The following is an 18840-nucleotide window of genomic DNA, read 5'->3' as shown; positions in this document are numbered from 1 at the left end:
GAGCTACCTGCACCTGTTATCCTTTCCCACTTTAAACCTAAACGCGGTGAGGATGTAACATTTCGCCCGTGGTTTGGGTGTAAACCCACAAACAAAGAGAGACGACATGTCTGAAGTAAAACTAGAGACCGTAGAACAAAAAGCAAGCTATGGCATTGGCCTTCAAATGGGTCAGCAACTGGCTGGTAGCGGTCTAGAAGGTCTGAACGTTGACGCAATCGCAAAAGGTATCGCAACGGCACTAGCAGGCGACATGCCAGCAATCGAAGTTGACGAAATCAACAACGCACTGCGTGAACTGCACACGAAAGCAGACGCAATCCGTCAAGAAGCAGCAAAAGCAGCAGCCGCTGACGGCGAAGCATTCCTTGCTGAAAATGCAAAGCGTGACGAAGTGACTGTGACTGATTCAGGTCTTCAGTTTGAAGTTCTGGTTGAAGGTAACGGCGAAATCCCTACCAGCGACAAGCAAGTACGTGTTCACTACCACGGTATGCTGACTGACGGCACTGTGTTTGACAGCTCTGTAGAGCGCGGTCAACCTGCTGAGTTCCCAGTCACTGGCGTAATCCAAGGTTGGGTTGAAGCACTGCAAATGATGCCTGTTGGCTCTAAGTGGAAACTGTCTATCCCACAAGATCTTGCTTACGGTGAGCGCGGCGCTGGCGCTGCTATCCCACCATTCGCAGCACTAGTATTCGAAGTAGAGCTGCTGGACATCCTGTAATTTCAGGGCTCCAGTCATGCAAAAGCCAGCGATTCTCTCGCTGGCTTTTTTGTTTCCGCTATGTCATTTGGTCATGTGATGATTAACACTGAATCCATGAACAACCTTCTCTCGTACGGAAGCTAATTCGCCGCCTGCCGCTCATCATCGTTATGATCATCGCCACTGTCATCGACCGCTTCATCAGCCCAAGGCAGATGTGTGGAAAAGTGATCAGACAAGAAATCCACAAACAAGCGTACTTTGGCTGACAAATTTCGATTGAACGGATACACCGCCCATACCGCCGAGTCTGGCGCCCGATATTCCACCAATATTTCCACCAACTCACCGGAACGAAGCTTCTGATTCACGTAATAATCCGGCAATTGTGCCAACCCCAATCCGCGCAGGGTGGCATCTAACACCGCACTTCCACTGTTACCGTGCCAGCGCCCTTTGGGTTTGAATTGGATCATGACGCCATTGTCTTGAAACGCCCATGAATCAGCCAACCCGACCAAGCAATTGTGCTGATGCAATTCCTCAAGATCGTTCGGAAGACCAAACTCCTTGATATACGCAGGTGACGCACAGACATGCAGTTTACGTGGCGCGAGTTTCTTCGCCATCAAGGTGCTGTCTTTAAGATCACCGGTTCGTATCGCCAAATCGTACCCATCATGCACCATATCGATCACGTCATTGGTGAAGTGAAACTCGACACTCAGCTTAGGGTAAACCTTGATAAAGTCATTGGTCAGAGGCGCGATATATTTCTCACCAAACACCGAAGGTGACGTAATTTTTAACGTGCCGACGGGCTCAGTTTGCATTTGCGTGACGAGCGCTTCCGCCTCACCGAATGCTTCGATAAGGTCATTACAATGCTCAAAATAGGTTTTGCCGACCTCGGTCAGCGTGATCTGTCTGGTTGTACGATAAAGCAATCGTGTACTCAACCGACTCTCTAACGCGTCAATACGTCGACTGACATGAGAGGTTGAAACACCTAACTTTCGTGCGGCGGCGGTAAAACTGCCACTGTTAACAACTTCAACAAATTCTTCAACACCACTCCAACGGTTCATCTTTGCTCCACTGAAAAGAAGTTTATTGATTGCTGCAACAATAAAACCCGCCCTTTGACGGTCTGATTGTTATCCTAATGTTACTCCATAATGGATAGCTCTCCGCCCATCTCCTACTAAGGTAGGAGAGTTATCGGAAGAAAGTAGTATGAACAGCCAGATCAAAGGAATGCAAAAGTGTGTTAAGTCTGCGATTTTGCTTTGTTTTTGCGCATTAAGTGTCAATGCAGAAACAAGCAAGGTGCCAGTGTCAGAGCCAGATAACTATCGTACCGAGAATTATCGGGCATCGGTTCCATACTCGCTCATTGGCGCCACCGTGATTGAAACGCCCCAAGCGCTCAAACAATTTATGACCCTTCATGATCCCCTCTTGATTGACGTTTACCCTGCGCCAAACAAACCCGATAATTTGCTCAAAACCACCCTATGGATTGAACCAAGGCGAGAAACACTGCCCAATGCGCTTTGGCTCGCCAATGTGGGGCACGGCATCATGCCGGATTCGCTAATCAATCTGCTAAAGCAGAATCTGCCGAGTGACCAAGCTGTCGTGATATTTTGTGAGCCCAACTGCTGGCATTCTTGGAATGCAGCCAAGCGCGCCCTTGAATTAGGTGCGCAAGACGTAGTTTGGTATCGCGCAGGCGTGACGGGTTGGAAGGAGGCGGGGTTTACACTCGAAACACACACGCCGATCCGCCCATGAAAAGCCTCCAAACACGCCTACTGTTACCGAGCATCTGGCTATCCATTTTCATGGCCTTGTCACCACTGGCTCAGACTGTCTCTCTACAAGAAGTCGCACCCGGCGTGTTTTACCATCAAGGGAAAATTGACGACCTATTCACCACAGATTCTGGCCCAGTCGCCAATATCACCGTCGTTATGGGCGATGAATCGGTGGCCGTGATCGACACAGGAGGCAGTCGTCGTGCGGGCGAAGCTATCTACCAAGCCATTCGCGATATCACACCGCTGCCCATTCGTTACGTTATCAATACCCATGTCCATCCAGACCATAACTTCGGTAATCAGGCATTTGTCGCTGAGAAGCCAGAATTCATTGCTCATACGCGCTATCCGGGCGATTTTAGCGCCAAAACAGGGTATTACCTGCAACGCCTTACCTCGCCATGGTTTGAAGGAACGAAACCCATCGCCGCTACCCGTCTTATCGAATCGCAGGTGGAGATAGAATTAGGCAATCGCATATTAGTGCTCACGGCCCATGAACGTGCGCACACTCGCCATGATTTGAGCGTGTTTGACCCAGCCACAGGTACACTCATTACAGGCGACCTACTGTTTATCGACCACGTCCCCACGTTAGATGGCAGCCTTACAGGTTGGCTCAACGTGATCGCCACCTTGGAGGCACTGCCGTATCAGCGAGTGATCCCCGGCCACGGGTCTATTCAAGTTGGCAAAAATGCGTTTGCAAAACAGACGCACTATCTCTTCTCGCTGGCACAAGAAGTTCGTGCCGCCATCAATCAACCTATTGATATCAACACTGCCAGCCTTACGGTGATGACATCGCATGCCAAGGATTGGAAACTGTTTGAACAGTTTCATTCACGCAATGTGATTCAGGCTTACAAAGAGCTGGAGTGGGAATGATGTGAGGAAATCGAAATGAAAAAGATCGCTCTATTGCTATCCGCCGTGCTGGCGCTTCTCCCCATGCTTTCTTTCGCACAAAGTGAACAAGAAAGCATGAATTGGCCGCTGATCCGCGACAGCCTCTTTCCTGGTTCGCCAGAGATTATTGAAGATGATGTTGTCACACTTATCTCGCCAGTCCGTGCGCTCGATGCTGCGCTGGTGCCGCTAGAAATAAAAGTGAATGTGCGTCAAGACGACCCCAATCCCATAGAAACCATTCACCTTATTGTCGACAACAACCCCTCCCCCATTGTCGGCACCTTTGATATGAGCCCAAACAACGGTATCGCCAATATCTCAACCCGTGTGCGCGTCAACGCTTACAGTCCAGTACGAGTCATCGCAAAAACAGCGGATGGCAAGCTGCACATGGCGAGTAACTTTGTCAAAGCTTCAGGTGGTTGCTCTGCCCCAGCAGGTGCCGATGATCTACTCGCGCGACAGAGAATGGGAAAAATGAAGCTCAAAGATCTTGGTAACACTGACACGCGCATGCTGCAATTGCTGATCAGTCATCCTAACTACAGTGGCCTGCAAATCGATCAGGTCACGCGCCATTGGATCCCATCTGATTATGTGAGTGATGTACAAATCACGCTTGAAGGTGAACCTGTGATGCAATTTAACGGTGGGATCTCTATCAGCGAGAACCCTACCTTCACGTTTCATGTCGATGCAGAAAAGCGCGGAAAGCTCAAAGCGGATGTGAAAGATTCAGCCGGACGAGAATTTTCCAGCGAATGGGACATTTGATATTAATCCGAAAAATCCCAACAAAAAACAAGGTTATCCAGATGTCGTATCTTACTGAAAAGACAGTAATGACATCTGGCTCTTTCTGAGTTGATCTGAATAAATCCTTTCGTTAACACCGCCATCAATCACATTATTATCAATGCATTAAGGAACCCACTCCGCTTAATGCACATTGTTGCCTTGCAACAAAAGTGTTGTGCTCCTTTGCTCCTCACACAACCTCAAAAGCTGCCATAAACTCAATTCACCAACGTTTTGATGACGACACTTCGTTATCAATGGGCGGCAGCATTGTCGCATCATCCGATGTTGGAACGAATTGGCATTCGGGGTCAATGCTGAAACGCGAGACCGCATGTTGTAGATCGCCAACAAGCCACAAGCACAACCTTATGTTCTTTCATACGTTGCGTGCTGGCCAAAATAGCGTCCCTCACAACCCGCGGATTGCGCCCATCAAAAATTGAGACAATTAAGGCTGATGTGCCTTTGAGCACCAAACGCTCAATAGCACTCGCTGTCACGGAGGAAGTAAACATGATAGGTGTAAAAAGGTTGCGAAGCAGTTTGCTCGCAGTAGCAACTGTTTCCCTAACTCTGCTGTTTCCAGCAGCGTCTCAGGCAAACGACGAGCTATTAAAATTACAGCAAGATCCGGATCAGTGGGTGATGTGGGGCGGTAACTATTCCGGCAACCGCTATAGTCCGCTGGATCAGATCAACGCAAAGAATGCGAAAGATCTTCAGGTGGCATGGACATTTTCAACCGGCGTGTTGCGCGGGCATGAAGGTGGACCACTCGTATTGGGCGACACCATGTACATCCACACCCCTTTTCCCAATAAAGTGTTTGCCATCGATTTGAAAACCAAAGCCTTGGTTTGGGAATACGAACCAAAACAAGACGCTTCCGTCATCGCGGTCATGTGCTGTGACACCGTCAACCGCGGCTTAGCATACGCCGACGGCAAAATATTCTTGCAACAAGCCGATACCACATTGGTCGCACTCGATCAGAAAACCGGTGAAGTGATTTGGAAAATCGTCAATGGCGATCCTAAATCAGGCGGCACCAACACCAACGCGCCGCTCGTGGTGAAAGACAAAATCATCACAGGCATCAGTGGCGGTGAATTTGGCGTACGCGGTTACCTCACGGCTTACAACATCAAAGACGGCAGCCTAGCTTGGCGTGCATACAGCACAGGCCCTGACGAGGAAATGCTTGTCGATCCTGAAAAAACCACCGCCATGCTCAAACCCATAGGTAAAGATTCGAGCCTCGAGTCTTGGGAAGGGGATCAGTGGGAAATTGGTGGCGGTACCACGTGGGGTTGGTTCACTTACGATCCTGACCTGAATCTTATCTACTACGGCACAGGTAACCCAAGTACATGGAACCCTTCACAGCGCCCAGGTGACAACAAATACTCGATGACCATCATGGCGCGTGATGCTGACACGGGCATGGCCAAATGGCTGTACCAAATGACGCCACACGATGAGTGGGATTATGACGGCGTCAACGAGATGATCCTTGTCGATAAGAAATTCAACGGCAAAGACAGAAAGCTGCTGGTGCATTTCGACCGTAACGGCTTTGGTTACACCCTTGACCGTATCAGCGGTGAACTGCTAGTGGCAGAGAAATTTGATCCTGCGGTTAACTGGGCAACCCATGTCGATATGGAAACGGGCGTACCACAAGTTGTGGCGAAATACTCTACCAGCGAAGAAGATGTGGATACCAAGGGCATTTGCCCTGCCGCATTGGGCTCGAAAGACCAACAACCTGCATCGTACAGCCCGCGTACTGGTTTGTTCTATGTCCCTACCAACCATGTGTGCATGAACTACGAACCATTTGAAGTCGCTTACACCGCAGGTCAACCCTACGTGGGCGCGACCCTTTCCATGTTCCCAGCGCCAGGAAGCCATGGCGGCTTGGGCAACTTCATTGCTTGGGATGCAGAAAAAGGTGAAATCGTTTGGTCAATCCCAGAGCCGTTCTCCGTATGGAGTGGCGCACTGGCAACAGGCGGCGGCGTGGTATTTTACGGCACCCTTGAGGGCTACCTCAAAGCGGTGGACGAAAAAACGGGTGAGGAGCTTTATCGCTTTAAAACGCCATCCGGCATCATCGGTAACGTCAACACTTATGTCCATGACGGCAAGCAATACATCGCTATTCTGTCTGGCGTAGGTGGTTGGGCTGGTATCGGCATGGCCGCAGGTCTTGAAGGTGATACAGACGGTCTGGGTGCAGTAGGCGCCTACCGTAAACTGTCTGATTACACCCAATTGGGTGGTGTGCTGACGGTCTTCGCTTTACCTAACTAATCAAAACAATAACCCGGGGAGTTTAACTCCCCTTTTTTCTCAACATTGAATCAATGCAACCAATTGAATTAAGCGGTTGCCTTCTAAACTCAATGTTATTGCTGAGAAGGGAATTTATATGGCTAAACGTTTTTTGTGGTCAATTTGTTTGTTATTGGGCTTAACAAGCCAGGGATATGCAGAAGAATATGAAGTAAAGGCGGTTGGGGTGAAATTCGCGCCGATGGTCGTGGTTTTACAGCCAGGCGATAGAGTCTCATGGACCAATATGCCAGCACACCTGATTGAAACCATTGATGTGATGGTGCCAGAAGGCACAGAGAAAATACAAACTGAAATGGGAATGAACGTTAGCTTCGTGTTCGAAAACGAAGGTGTTTACGTTTACAAATGCACCCCACACTGGGGCGCTCGAATGGGCGGCGTTTTACTGGTCGGTAACCCGAGTGACATTGAAGGCATTATCGACGGCTACATGGCAGAAATAGAAAAAGATAAATCACTGCTGCCCGCCAAAGGGCTATTAAAGAAATTCAAGAAACAGATGCAACAGCAAGGTTTGTTATAACGCCCGATTCGCGGATAAATTGCAGGAGGCAACTTATGATGAAAGCAGTTAAAACGGTAAGTTCACTCTTTGTCTTGGCATTGCTGGCTCTCTCCCAGCCAGCCAGTGCCAATGACTTCCCCACACTAGAAAGGGTGAAATTCGTCCAAGAGTGCATGGCACTCAAAGGCGGCCCTAGCTACGTCAACATGTACGGTTGCAGTTGCGTCATAGACAAGATTTCCGAACAACTCGCCTTCGATGATTATGTTCATGCTGATGCCTTCTTGCGCCTGCGCAACATGCGTGGCGAGCGCGGTGGCTATTTCCGTTCGTCCAAAGACAGCCGCACTGCCAGAGGTGAGCTTCTCGCGATTCGTGAAGAAGCCGACCAACAGTGCTTCTCGGCGCAGCAAATCACTCGTATCCAGCAGTAGGAGGCAAAGATGAAGTCATTTTGTTATCGCAGTATTGCCTTATTGTCCTTGTTATTCACCCTCATCTTGCAACCAACGGTAGCGGTGGAGAAATCCTTCCCTTCACCACTGCCAGACAAACTGAGAGTGTGCGCAGACCCTAACAACCTTCCTTATTCCAACAAGGATCAGCAAGGCTTTGAGAACAAAATCGCCGATCAGCTGGGTGAATATTTTGGGCTAGATGTTGAATATGTGTGGTTCCCCCAACGTATGGGATTTATCCGCAATACATTGAAAAATTGGTCAGACAACACAGGGCGCTTCGCCTGTGATCTTGTCATTGGTGTCCCCACTCAATTTGATATTGCCGCCACCACCAAGCCCTATTACCGCTCATCTTATTCGATCATCTTCAAAAAAGACGGACCACTGGGTGCGGCGTTGACACAACAAGACGTTGCCACTGTGCCGGACAGCGTAAAACAGTCTCTAAGTATCGCCGCATTCGCCCCCTCTCCCGCGGTGACTTGGCTGAGAGATAACGGCTTTAAAGACAACACATCATTTTTCCGCATCATGAATGGCGATGGCGAAGATTACCCAGGAAAAATGGTGAAGCGCGTTGCTGACGGTGAATTCGATATGTTGGTGATATGGGGGCCAATTGCAGGGTACTTTGTAAAGTCTCACCCTGAACTTTCTGTGATATCCATGACATCAGAAGGCAGCAATGTGTTTGATTTCCCCATGTCGATGGGCGTCCGATATGGCGAGCGACCATGGAAAGAAACCGTAGAAATGGCCATGGATGCCAATGCACCGCAAATCGCCATGATCTTGCAAGACTATGGCATCCCCGTTGTGGAAGCGTCATCAAAACCCCGACCAGATGACGACGATGATTAATCATGCCCGCCAATAAATCGCAACGCGGCAGAGAAGCACCTTCTCGTTTACCTGCCGCGTCAGAACCTTCCACGCCGCCAGTGATTAAAAAGCGGGCTCGCAGCTTCCTCCCCTTCATCATCATGCTGTTCATTTCTTTGCTGCTGGCTTGGATACCTATCGCGTTTGCTTCCGTCGCTGTGCTGGATTTTGAACTCAACGATCTGACATTGGCAGAAAGCGACCGTGCAACGCAATACAGCGAAAATGCACCAAACGCCCCAGAAATTGCCCGTACCGCCTTACTCGCACCTCTTCTGAGAGAAGCCCTAAATACGCAATACGATTTTTCGATAACACCTGTACCTACGGCACTTTACGCCGAGGCCGATCAGGGCTTTGGTTATTTGTTCTCTCACCCCAGAGCGGTTACAGATTTGGGGAGGGTGTTAAACACTGACTGGGTGGTGGTGAGTCGCCTTCATAAGCCCAGCTTTTTGTTTGCCTATTTGATCACCCATGTTGTCCACGTACCGACGGGCAAGCAACTACCTGAAATTATTGTGGAAATAAAAGGGCAACAACAGAAACTAAATCAGCGAGGGGTGAATACGTTAGCGAGGCAAATCAATGAGGCGATAAATACGGTTGAGCAACAGCGGAAAGAGGAAAAATAACGAGCGTTGATGGAGGTACATCCTTGTATCCTAAGTGTCCATTCGCTTTAGTCTCTTGATGCGAGACCGAGAGACTGATCAGAATCCTCAAAATTGATTGTTAAATTCCAAACGCCAATCCACACTGCTACTTGAGCCTGAACTGTCAGCGTAATTGGCAAAAAGGCGTACGTTCTGACGCGAGTTCAATTGGTAACTCGCCGCCACTTCATGGTGCCATCCATCCATCAAATCTGACATATAGTGATTGCTGTTCAGGGTGTTGATATACATGGGGTTGTAGTTGAGCCAAATATTTTCATTTATGGTGTATTTTGCGTAAGTCCCCACCACCATATAGGTCGATGGAATCGCATAACCCACGCTACCCAATTCATGTTCAACCCCACGAATTTCAGCGGTGTCGGTCACGGTTAACCCTACGCCAGCCAAGGGGTATAATTGCAAATCCCCCATCGCAGGCAACGCTTGAATAAAGCTGTAAGACGCACTACCAAGGTCGTTGTCAAAGTCCCAATTCACATCAAGCTGAGAACCGCGTCCAGTAGTGGTATCTAAACTGAAATGGCGATAACGAAGCGAATCAAAACTGTCATCACCGTCCAGATGCAAGAAATCACCCGCAAAGCCTTTCAGCTCCAAAATGTTCATGGCCATGGTATCGGGATTACCCGTGTCATACGCCATACCCAGTTTGAAATTCAAACCTTGGTCTGTCACTCCCATGCCACCTTGGGTATAGACCGCCAGAGGATCTGACATATCTTGCAAGGTCTCGTCGCCATCTGATGCCAGCAAGGAAGGGCTTACCAGAGCGAAAGAAAGCAGTGTCAGCGAGCGAGAATGACGGAAAAAATGAATGCGCTGACTGGGTGTTTTTTTGAACGTAGCCATGATTGCCTCTCTTAACAGAAATAGGGGCTTTTGTTTTGATGAGAGAATCGTAGCGAGTTGACACATAAGCATAAATAAATGTAATTTTACTTTAAACATCACCATTCATTATGTGTTGACTCGTTCTCTATGGATACAAAACTCGACCTTAACTTGCTCTCTGTGTTTTTAGAGGTCTATCGACTTCGTTCGATTACCTTAGCGGCAGACGCGCTCCACATGACTCAGCCTGGTGTCAGCGGTGTTCTCAAGCGCTTGCAACAACAAGTGGGGGTAGAATTGTTTGTCCGAGAAGGCAGAGGGATCAGCCCAACCTATGCCGCGGTGCAGCTCGCCAGTGACATCACCCCAGCATTTGAACAAATGGACAAGGCGATGGGGAACATCAACCAATTCACCCCGCAGAGCCATCGCACGTTTAACGTGTTAGCCAATGAAGTGGCGGTGCAAATCCTACAACCCATCGTGGAACGCTCTTCCGCACTTGGAAACTGCAATATTCAGTTCAATCCAACGCCCGTCCAAGAAGATCAAATGTTGGAGTTACTGAGCATGCAAAAAGCAGATTTGGCGATTGATATCGGGAAAGTAGATGGACAGTCTTATGCTTCGGTTCCGCTGTTTGAAGAGTCGATGAAACTCATATGCGCCAATCAACACCCGCGTATTCATCAAACCATCAGCCAAGCGCAATACTACGCAGAGAAGCATGTCACTTTGCGGGTTCGCCGTTCAAATTTGTATGCCGCTGATTTTTTTACCACGGAAATCCTCAAAGAGCGGAAGATCAGCGCTGAATGTGAATCTGTTTTATCCATGATGGCGCTGGTGAGTGAAAGTGAATGCCTTGCGATGACGAGCGAAAAGCTCGCCAGTAAATACGCCAAACGCTTTGACGTACAAGTGTTATCGCCACCGTTCAAAACACAAAAGGTGGTACATCAGATGGTGTGGCATAAACGCAATCAGAACAGCCCAGCCAATCAATGGCTCAGAGAAACCCTGACCACGCTAATCAATGCCTGAGAGTGCGAACTGAACGATTAAATGTGAAAAGTCGAACCGTCAGTGACGCCCACGACACGACAATGAACACCAAACGGAGAAAGCTGCCATGAAGAAGATTCTACCGCTTGTTATACCGTTCATCTTAAGCGCCTGCAGTGCTGAGATTGGCCGTTCATGGGCGGAAAATGATTGCTCAAAAATGCGTAACAACGCCGACAGAGAGCAGTGCTACAAAGACGTCGATCGCACCTTTCGTGATTACTAAGCACCAAAATGATGCATAAAAAAAGTGACGCTTATAGCGTCACTTTTTCCTATGTCAGTTCTGATGGCGAGATGAGTTGATGTTTAAATCCCCTCGCCGTCACCGCTGACATCGTCCTCGTGCAAACCACACTCTCGCTTCAGGCCAAAGAAACGCGTTTCTTCTTCTGTCATGCCTTCTTCAAGTTTACGCGTAGTGTGCACATCACCGACTGAGACATAGCCTTGATCCCACAATGGGTGGTACGGCAAATTGTGCTCTTGCAGGTAGTAATGCACGTCTTTGTTGGTCCAATCAATCACGGGCAAGAACTTGAACACGCCATTTTGAATACCAAGAATAGGCAAGGTTTGGCGCGAGCTTGATTGGTCACGGCGAAGACCCGAGAACCAAGTGCCCACGTTCAGTTCATCCAGCGCACGACGCATTGGCTCAACTTTGTTGATGCGGTTGTATTGTTGAATGCCGTCAACACCTTGCTCCCACAGCTTGCCATATTGCGCTTCTTGCCAAGCAGAGCTTTGCTCAGCGCGATAAACTCGCAAGTCCAATGACAACTGCTTGGTGAGATCATCAATAAATTGATACGTCTCTGCGAACAAGTAGCCTGTGTCCGTCAAGATCACGGGGGTATCTGGTTTTTCTTGGACCACCAAGTGCAGCATCACTGCCGCTTGAATGCCAAAGCTTGATGACAAAGCGAACTCGCCCTGCAGATTTTCCAACGCCCACTGAACCCGCTCCTGTGCTGACAGGGTTTCCAGTTCAGCGTTAATTGGCGCCAGTTCCAAGATTTGCTGAGCTTTGTTGCGGCTTAGCAAATCGGACAGTTGAAATTTAGGCATAGAAATCCCTCTTGGAGACAATCACTTCTGCAACCACGCCAACACGAATGACGAAATCACCGAAGCCTTCACCGTCGTTACGCTCTGTCGCCCAACGACCAACTAAAGTGTCGATCTCTTCGAGGATTTGCGCATCGGTGATGTTCTCTTTATACATTTTAGGCACACGGGTACCTTCACGGTTACCGCCTAAGTGCAGGTTATAACGGCCCGGCGCTTTACCGACCAACCCAATTTCAGCCAACATTGCGCGGCCACAGCCGTTCGGGCAACCCGTGACACGCAAGATGATATGCTCATCTTCCAAGTCGTGTTTTTCCAAAATGTCTTCAACGTCAGTGACGAACTGCGGCAAGAAACGCTCGGCTTCAGCCATCGCCAATGGACAAGTTGGGAACGCCACACACGCCATGGAGTTCTTGCGCTGCTCGCTCACACCATCGTCAATCAAACCGTATTCACGCGCAATCTTGTCGATCTTCGCTTTGTTCGCTTTCGACACGCCGGCAATGATCAAATTCTGGTTGGCGGTCATGCGGAAATCACCTTTGTGGATCTTGGCAATTTCAGCAACGCCGGATTTCAGTGGCTTGCCTGGATAATCCAGTAAGCGACCGTTTTCGATGAACAGCGCCAAGTGGTGTTTACCGTCAATGCCTTCTGCCCAACCGATGCGATCGCCGCGGTCAGTGAATTCATACGGGCGAACCGCTTCAAATTGAATGCCTGCGCGTTTTTCCACTTCTGCTTTAAATACATCCGTACCGACGCGATCCAAGGTGTATTTGGTTTTCGCGTTTTTACGGTTTGAACGGTTACCCCAATCGCGCTGCGTGGTGACTACCGCGGTTGCCACATCTAGCGTTTTATCGAGTGGCACAAAGCCAAAATCGTCAGCTTTACGCGGGTACGTTGCATTGTCGCCGTGGGTCATTGCCAGACCACCGCCGACCAATACGTTGAAACCCACTAGTTTGCCGTTGTCAGCAATGGCCACGAAGTTAAGATCGTTCGCGTGGACATCCACGTCGTTTTGCGGCGGAATAACAACCGTGGTTTTAAATTTACGTGGCAGATAGTTAGAACCCAGAATCGGCTCTTCGTCTTGATGCCCTTCAACCTTTTCACCGTCTAACCAAATCTCCGCATACGCACGGGTTTTCGGCAGCAAGTGCTCACTGATTTTCTTCGCCCACTCATACGCTTCTTGGTGAAGCTCTGATTCTACTGGGTTGGTGGTACACAGCACGTTACGGTTCACATCACCCGCTGTTGCGATGGAATCAATACCAATTTTGTTCAGCGTTTGGTGCATCAACTTGATGTTCGGCTTTAGTACGCCATGGAACTGAAACGTCTGACGTGTGGTCAGGCGAATACTGCCGTACATAGTGTGTTCAGTCGCGAATTGATCAATCGCCAGCCACTGAGTTGGCGTGATGATGCCACCCGGCATACGGGCACGCAGCATGACATTTTGCAGCGGCTCAAGTTTTTGCTTTTGACGCTCCGCACGAATGTCGCGGTCATCTTGCTGATACATGCCATGGAAACGGATCAGCTGGAAGTTATCTGCTGTAAATCCACCCGTGACGCGATCACCCAAGTCTTTTTCAATCGTACCGCGCAGGAAGTTACTTTCTCTTTTCAGGCGCTCGTTATCAGCCAATGGGCCAAGTTCTTCACCCAATACAACTTGTTTGTCACTCATTAATACACATCCTTTTGATAGCGCTTCGCCTTACGCAGATCATTCAAATAACCTTCTGCGTCTTCTCGGCTCTTGCCGCCTTGCTGCTCGACAACGTTAATCAATGCTTCATGGACATCTTTCGCCATGTGGGTCGCGTCGCCACAGATGTAAAGGTATGCACCTTCTTGTAGCCACTGCCAAACCGCTTCAGCTTGCTCAAGGATTTTATGCTGAACGTACTCTTTCTCGGCTTGATCTCGGCTAAAGGCGAGGTCAATTTTGGTCAATAAGCCATCTTTGAGGAACTTCTGCCACTCGACTTGGTAAAGGAAATCTTGGGTGAAGGTACGATCACCAAAGAACAGCCAGTTTTTACCTTCTGCGCCACGCACATCTCGCTCTTGCATGAAGGCGCGGAAAGGTGCGATACCGGTACCCGGCCCGACCATGATCACAGGGGCGTTATCGTCAGCAGGTAACTTGAAGTTGTTGTTGTGTTCAATAAACACTTTCACGGACTCTGCATCTTCTGCACGCTGCGCCAAGAAACCTGATGCGCCGCCAATACGGGTATTGTCACCGTGTTGGAATTCCACCAAAGCCACCGTCAAATGCACCTCTTCACCCACGTCTTCTTGGCTTGAAGCAATAGAATACAAACGCGGGGTGAGTTTGCGAAGCAAGCCAGCCAGTTGCTCGGCAGACAGCTTGGTTTTCTTCTCACCCAGCACATCGACAACTTGAGTGTTGTTGGCGTATTGGCGAAGCTTGTCTTTGTCTTCCGCCAGCTTCTGAAGCTTTTTGCTACCAGACAGTTCTGCATATGCCGCCACTTGTTGTGGGTTAGCGGCAGTGATTTCAAACTTGTCCGTCAGTGCTTTACGCAGCGACAAAGACTCGCCGCCTACTTCAACACTTTCATCGCCAGTCAGGCTGACTTTCGCCAAGATCTCGTCAACAAGTTCAGGGCTGTTACTGTAATAAATACCCAGCGCGTCACCCGGCTGATACGTTAAGCCGGACTCGCCCAAATCAATCTCAATGTGGCGAACATCTTTGCCTGAATCACGGCCTGTAATTTTTTGGTTGGTGACCAATTCCGCCGCATACGGGTTTTGCTTATTGTACGCCGATGCTGCGCCGGCTGTGGTTGCAGCATGCAGTGGCACCACCACCTCATCAGCGCCACCACCAATCGTTTCTTTGACTTTACCCAGCACATCTGCACGCCAAGTATCGGCATCTGCGTCGTAGTCCACATCGCAATCAAGGCGAGGAATAATGGCTTTTGCGCCAAGCTTTGACAGGAATGCATCGAAGTCTTTACCGGTTTGGCAGAAAAATTCGTAGCTTGAATCGCCTAAGCCCAACACCGCATATTGCAGGTTATCCAGCTTTGGTGCCTTCTTCGATTGAAGAAACTCATGCAGTGAAATCGCGTTATCAGGCGCTTCGCCTTCACCGTTCGTGGATGCGACGATGATCAGGTGTGTTTCTTTGGCCAGATCACGGGGTTTGTAATCATCGGCTGAAAACAGTGCAACCTCGACACCATCAGCATGCGCGCTCGCTTTCAATGCTTCAGCAACACCTTTCGCGTTACCGGTTTGCGATGCATAGATGATGGTGAGCTTGCCCGCAGGCTTCGCTGCTGTGGCAACCGCCTGCGCAAGGGGTTGAGGGTTGCTGCCTGCTGTTGCAGGCGTCTGGCTTAAGCCCCAAAAGTAGCCGCTGATCCAGGCCAGCTGTTGTGGCGATAATTCTGCCACGGTCTGCTGCAGTTGGCCGATCTGCTGATCGTTAAGCGGACTTGCCAGCGCAGAAAGTTCCTTGAGTAACATGTCACGACATTCCTTTATTATTTCGTGATCATAGAATATCCATTCGGCGTAATAACTAGAAAGAATAGAAATGCATGTTTTATAACCATGGGTATTAGCCATGCCTGTGGTGGACAGCAAGCACAAGGATGAGTGAGGAAGGGAATCAAGACGTTCTGATGCAAGAGTAGAAGCAGGATTAAAGGGGTTAGAGAGTCAGCGCCATGCAGCGCAGTGAACGCAACGCGATAACTTACAGAGAGAAAACGAGGTTACATGTCGACGATGCGCACTTGGTGAAAACCAATATCCAACGCATTTTCAGTGGCAAGATCAACGTCGCCGAAACACTGCTCTAAGCCATTGCCATCGGTGAGTGGTACAAGGCCGCCTCTGGCATGGCGAAACTCAACAATCCATCCATCGCTAGATAAAGAAGGTTCGACGACGGCTTCCACCAGCATCTGCTGGCTATAGAGGGAACGAAGTTCTGATTTTGTCATTAAGCCTTCCTGTTCACGTACCAAAACAGAGGAGAATACTCAAAAGCATAGTCGCCCCGACTTGGATGTGCCACAGGCCGTGCTATCGATTTCGAGACGATGTTGACGCCGACTTCAACGAAAGACCGTCGCCATTATCGCCGTTGATAAGATGCACCATGGTCATTTTCAAGCGCATTGGTGAAATGGGCTTATGCAGCACCAAGTAGCCACAGTCGCGCGCGTGGTGCTGTAATTCTTCACTTCGATTGGCCGTCACAATGACGGTCGGCACGGGCTGCAGTCGTTGAGCATTGATCGATTTTGCTAATGCCAACCCTGTCAGTTGGTTATCAAGGTGATAATCGGCGATCAACAATTCCACGGGCGATTGCACCGTATCACAACTGATTTGCAGCGCTTGCAATGAACCTGCCGTAGTCACTTCACAGCCCCAGCGTTGCAATAACTCTTCCATCGCACTACAAATGTTTTGATCGTTATCTACCACCCACACTCGCGCCCCTTGCAGCGCCACAACGCCATCCGCCACCAAAGCTTCAATATTGCGCGGGCTTTGTGTTTCGGCTGCGCCATAGGGCACAAGAACAGAAAAACGCGAGCCGACGCTGGGGATGGAATCCACTGTCACTGTGTGCCCCAGTACGCTGGAAATTTTATCCACGATGGCAAGGCCAAGTCCTAGTTGGGTATGAAGGTGATCATGATCAGACGTTAAGCGCTTAAATTCTTGAAATATTTCTTTTTTCTTATCTTCCGGAATGCCTACACCTGTATCGAGCACTTCAATGCGTAGCCCATCGCGACAACGACGACTGCCCAATAGAATTTTACCCGACGAAGTATAACGAAGCGCATTGGTCATCAGATTGCGAAGAATACGGGCGAGCAGTTGGGAATCAGAGTACACACAGGCAGAGCTTGGCACGTAACGCACCTCAACACGGCTACCTTCTGCAGCATGAGCAAAGTCATGGGCGATATTGTCCAGTAGATCGCTAACTGGGAATGACTGTTTATCTGCCCTGACCACGCCCGCATCAAGCTTGGAAATTTCCACCAATGTGGTGATCAATGATTCCACATCATCCAAAGAATGGGTCAGCGAGTTGACCAGCTTGCGTGCAGAGGGCGACATTCGGTGACTGAGCAAAGAGCCAAGATACAATTGCGCCGCATTGAGTGGCTGCAGCAGATCATGGCTAATTGCGGCAAGGAATTTGGTTTTAGACAAGTTAGCGCGTTCTGCTTCTTTTTTGGTTTCCAGCAAGCGCTCTTGAATCACCCGACGCTCTTCCACTTCACCCTGAAGCTGGGTGTTAAGTTCCTGCAACTGTGCGGTACGCTCTTGCACCCGTACTTCCAGCGTCTGGTACGCCAACTCTAACTGTTGCGCACTTTGTCTACGTTCCGTGATATCCCAATTGAGAACAAACAATCCGGTGATAGTGCCGTTCGATGACTGGTTCGGCACATAGCTTTTTACCACGTAGCGAGCCTCTCCACTGGCGTTGTATTCTTCAATTTCAAACACCACTGACTCGCCAGACAGTGCGCGATCAACATAGGGTTTCAGTGCGGCAAATTTGGATTGGCTGCGTGAAATGGAAATATGCTGCCCAAGCAATTCTCCGCTTGGGAAGCCATACCATTGGTCATAGGCGCGGTTTGTAAATTGATAGCGTAAATCGTCTCCAACATAGGCGATAAGGGCTGGCACATTATCGGTGATCAGTCTCAGCCATTGTTCGGTTTCACGAAGCTCTTTGGCATCAAGGTAGCGCTGCGTAATGTCGGTGTAGGTATTCACATAGCCATCATCTTCCATCGCATGGCTGCGCACTTCAATCACGCGTCCGTCCGGCAAGGTTTGTACGCGTATTCCTTCGGGCGGATGCATCCCTCCGCGCCCAATACGCCACAACGTCATTGGCGAAGCCGCCGTTAACGCCTCAATGTGCGCGCCGTTAAGTTGGGTTTGAGTAAACCCTGTCATGGCAAGAAAGCGTTGGTTAAAAACCTCGATACCGCCTTGCTTGCTCACCATCAGCACGCCTTGCGACAGGTTATCGACCATGTTTTGCAGCACGCGGCTTTTTTCCGCCATCGCGGCTTCAAAGCGGGCCGTTTCCGCCAACTTGAGTTGAGTAATATCGGAATACAACATCACCATGCCGCCATCACTGGTTTCGCGTTCTTTGATTTGTAACCAGCGATTGTCGTGCAGTTTTATCGTATGCCCGTTATGATTTTCATCCACTTCGCGCACAATCAAACCGTGATCTTCCGCCAGCTGACGAATTTTTTCTGGCGTCAATGCTGGGGTATTGAGTGAGATAGCGTTATCACGCCAGTAACGTTGGAAATGGCTGTTGGAATAGACAAGCTCGCGATTAGGATCATACAAGGCAAAACCATCAGAGATAGATTCTATGGCGTCGATAAAACGCTGATGCGCTTGCTCGGCTTGGGATTTTGCCTGCGATAATTGGCGATTTGCCGACTCAATCGATTGCAGCGCATGATTAAGCTCATCAGTTTTTTCACGAACCTGATCTGCCAACACAACAGAATGTTGAAACGCGCCCCAAGCATCTAGCTGCGCGCCACCTCCGCCCTGTTCAACACGGCGAACCAACGCATCAATCATCTTCTTTTGACGTGCGTTTTCGGCTTTTAGGGCAGCCAGTTGTTGTTCCAATGTCTGTTGTTCGTCGCTCAAT

The 18840-nt window shown here is 49.4% G+C and carries 18 protein-coding genes; 11 read left to right on the top strand and 7 right to left on the bottom strand.

Features of this window, described 5'->3' with window-relative positions; translation table 11 throughout:
- Positions 1 to 106 precede the first annotated feature (106 nt).
- Positions 107 to 727 carry a BamJ family beta-barrel-assembly machinery protein gene (gene bamJ / locus AC3CIC_RS01475; RefSeq protein WP_016959052.1) on the top strand — a complete coding sequence of 207 codons (621 nt, stop codon included), beginning with the start codon at positions 107 to 109 and terminating at the stop codon, positions 725 to 727.
- Between the two features lie 122 nt (positions 728 to 849).
- On the opposite strand, the gene AC3CIC_RS01470 is transcribed toward bamJ, so the two are convergent.
- Entirely contained in the window at positions 850 to 1797 is a 948-nt protein-coding gene (locus AC3CIC_RS01470; protein WP_488515175.1) for a LysR family transcriptional regulator, read from the bottom strand.
- A gap of 148 nt (positions 1798 to 1945) precedes the next feature.
- Between AC3CIC_RS01470 and AC3CIC_RS01465 the strand changes: the two genes are divergently transcribed.
- The 8 genes from AC3CIC_RS01465 to AC3CIC_RS01430 all read left to right on the top strand — a co-directional run bounded on the left by AC3CIC_RS01465 (position 1946) and on the right by AC3CIC_RS01430 (position 9089).
- Positions 1946 to 2506: a rhodanese-like domain-containing protein gene (locus AC3CIC_RS01465; protein ID WP_488515174.1), complete on the top strand. Its 561-nt coding sequence runs from the start codon at positions 1946 to 1948 to the stop codon at positions 2504 to 2506.
- Positions 2503 to 3420 (top strand): quinoprotein relay system zinc metallohydrolase 2, encoded by a 918-nt coding sequence (locus AC3CIC_RS01460; RefSeq protein WP_488515173.1) that lies wholly within the window; start codon positions 2503 to 2505, stop codon positions 3418 to 3420. Before AC3CIC_RS01465 ends, AC3CIC_RS01460 begins: the two co-directional genes overlap by 4 nt.
- A 15-nt stretch (positions 3421 to 3435) precedes the next feature.
- A complete protein-coding gene (locus AC3CIC_RS01455; protein WP_488515172.1) occupies positions 3436 to 4218 on the top strand; it encodes a quinoprotein dehydrogenase-associated SoxYZ-like carrier in 783 nt (260 codons plus the stop codon).
- Positions 4219 to 4758: 540 nt separating this feature from the next.
- Positions 4759 to 6561 carry a methanol/ethanol family PQQ-dependent dehydrogenase gene (locus AC3CIC_RS01450; protein ID WP_488515171.1) on the top strand — a complete coding sequence of 601 codons (1803 nt, stop codon included), beginning with the start codon at positions 4759 to 4761 and terminating at the stop codon, positions 6559 to 6561.
- A gap of 118 nt (positions 6562 to 6679) precedes the next feature.
- Positions 6680 to 7129 carry a plastocyanin/azurin family copper-binding protein gene (locus AC3CIC_RS01445; RefSeq protein ID WP_016959058.1) on the top strand — a complete coding sequence of 150 codons (450 nt, stop codon included), beginning with the start codon at positions 6680 to 6682 and terminating at the stop codon, positions 7127 to 7129.
- 35 nt (positions 7130 to 7164) lie between these two features.
- A complete protein-coding gene (locus tag AC3CIC_RS01440; RefSeq protein ID WP_016959059.1) occupies positions 7165 to 7545 on the top strand; it encodes a hypothetical protein in 381 nt (126 codons plus the stop codon).
- A 9-nt stretch (positions 7546 to 7554) separates the two neighbouring features.
- Positions 7555 to 8433 (top strand): quinoprotein dehydrogenase-associated putative ABC transporter substrate-binding protein, encoded by an 879-nt coding sequence (locus AC3CIC_RS01435; protein WP_394212201.1) that lies wholly within the window; start codon positions 7555 to 7557, stop codon positions 8431 to 8433.
- Between the two features lie 2 nt (positions 8434 to 8435).
- Positions 8436 to 9089 carry a DUF2380 domain-containing protein gene (locus AC3CIC_RS01430; RefSeq protein WP_488515170.1) on the top strand — a complete coding sequence of 218 codons (654 nt, stop codon included), beginning with the start codon at positions 8436 to 8438 and terminating at the stop codon, positions 9087 to 9089.
- An 87-nt stretch (positions 9090 to 9176) separates the two neighbouring features.
- Here AC3CIC_RS01430 and AC3CIC_RS01425 read toward each other — a convergent pair whose 3' ends face one another.
- The gene (locus AC3CIC_RS01425) at positions 9177 to 9983 is read right to left on the bottom strand and encodes a hypothetical protein (RefSeq protein WP_488515169.1); all 807 of its coding nucleotides are present in this window, start codon (positions 9981 to 9983) and stop codon (positions 9177 to 9179) included.
- Positions 9984 to 10112: 129 nt separating this feature from the next.
- Between AC3CIC_RS01425 and AC3CIC_RS01420 the strand changes: the two genes are divergently transcribed.
- Positions 10113 to 11009: a LysR family transcriptional regulator gene (locus tag AC3CIC_RS01420; protein WP_488515168.1), complete on the top strand. Its 897-nt coding sequence runs from the start codon at positions 10113 to 10115 to the stop codon at positions 11007 to 11009.
- A gap of 88 nt (positions 11010 to 11097) precedes the next feature.
- Entirely contained in the window at positions 11098 to 11256 is a 159-nt protein-coding gene (locus tag AC3CIC_RS01415) for a hypothetical protein (protein WP_488515167.1), read from the top strand.
- A gap of 83 nt (positions 11257 to 11339) precedes the next feature.
- Here AC3CIC_RS01415 and AC3CIC_RS01410 read toward each other — a convergent pair whose 3' ends face one another.
- The 5 genes from AC3CIC_RS01410 to AC3CIC_RS01390 all read right to left on the bottom strand — a co-directional run bounded on the left by AC3CIC_RS01410 (position 11340) and on the right by AC3CIC_RS01390 (position 18839).
- The gene (locus tag AC3CIC_RS01410) at positions 11340 to 12101 is read right to left on the bottom strand and encodes a phosphoadenylyl-sulfate reductase (RefSeq protein ID WP_394212191.1); all 762 of its coding nucleotides are present in this window, start codon (positions 12099 to 12101) and stop codon (positions 11340 to 11342) included.
- The gene (gene cysI / locus AC3CIC_RS01405; RefSeq protein WP_488515166.1) at positions 12094 to 13812 is read right to left on the bottom strand and encodes an assimilatory sulfite reductase (NADPH) hemoprotein subunit; all 1719 of its coding nucleotides are present in this window, start codon (positions 13810 to 13812) and stop codon (positions 12094 to 12096) included. The genes AC3CIC_RS01410 and cysI overlap by 8 nt, the downstream gene beginning before the upstream one ends.
- The gene (locus AC3CIC_RS01400) at positions 13812 to 15635 is read right to left on the bottom strand and encodes an assimilatory sulfite reductase (NADPH) flavoprotein subunit (RefSeq protein ID WP_488515165.1); all 1824 of its coding nucleotides are present in this window, start codon (positions 15633 to 15635) and stop codon (positions 13812 to 13814) included. The genes cysI and AC3CIC_RS01400 overlap by 1 nt, the downstream gene beginning before the upstream one ends.
- Before the next feature lie 251 nt (positions 15636 to 15886).
- Positions 15887 to 16117: a hypothetical protein gene (locus tag AC3CIC_RS01395; protein WP_016959069.1), complete on the bottom strand. Its 231-nt coding sequence runs from the start codon at positions 16115 to 16117 to the stop codon at positions 15887 to 15889.
- Between the two features lie 82 nt (positions 16118 to 16199).
- Positions 16200 to 18839, bottom strand: a complete 2640-nt coding sequence (locus AC3CIC_RS01390) for a hybrid sensor histidine kinase/response regulator (protein ID WP_488515164.1) — start codon at positions 18837 to 18839, stop codon at positions 16200 to 16202.
- Position 18840: the final 1 nt, after the last annotated feature.

Source organism: Enterovibrio sp. QJM3NY_24 (assembly GCF_057786035.1).
This window is presented reverse-complemented; position numbering and strand designations above follow the sequence as displayed.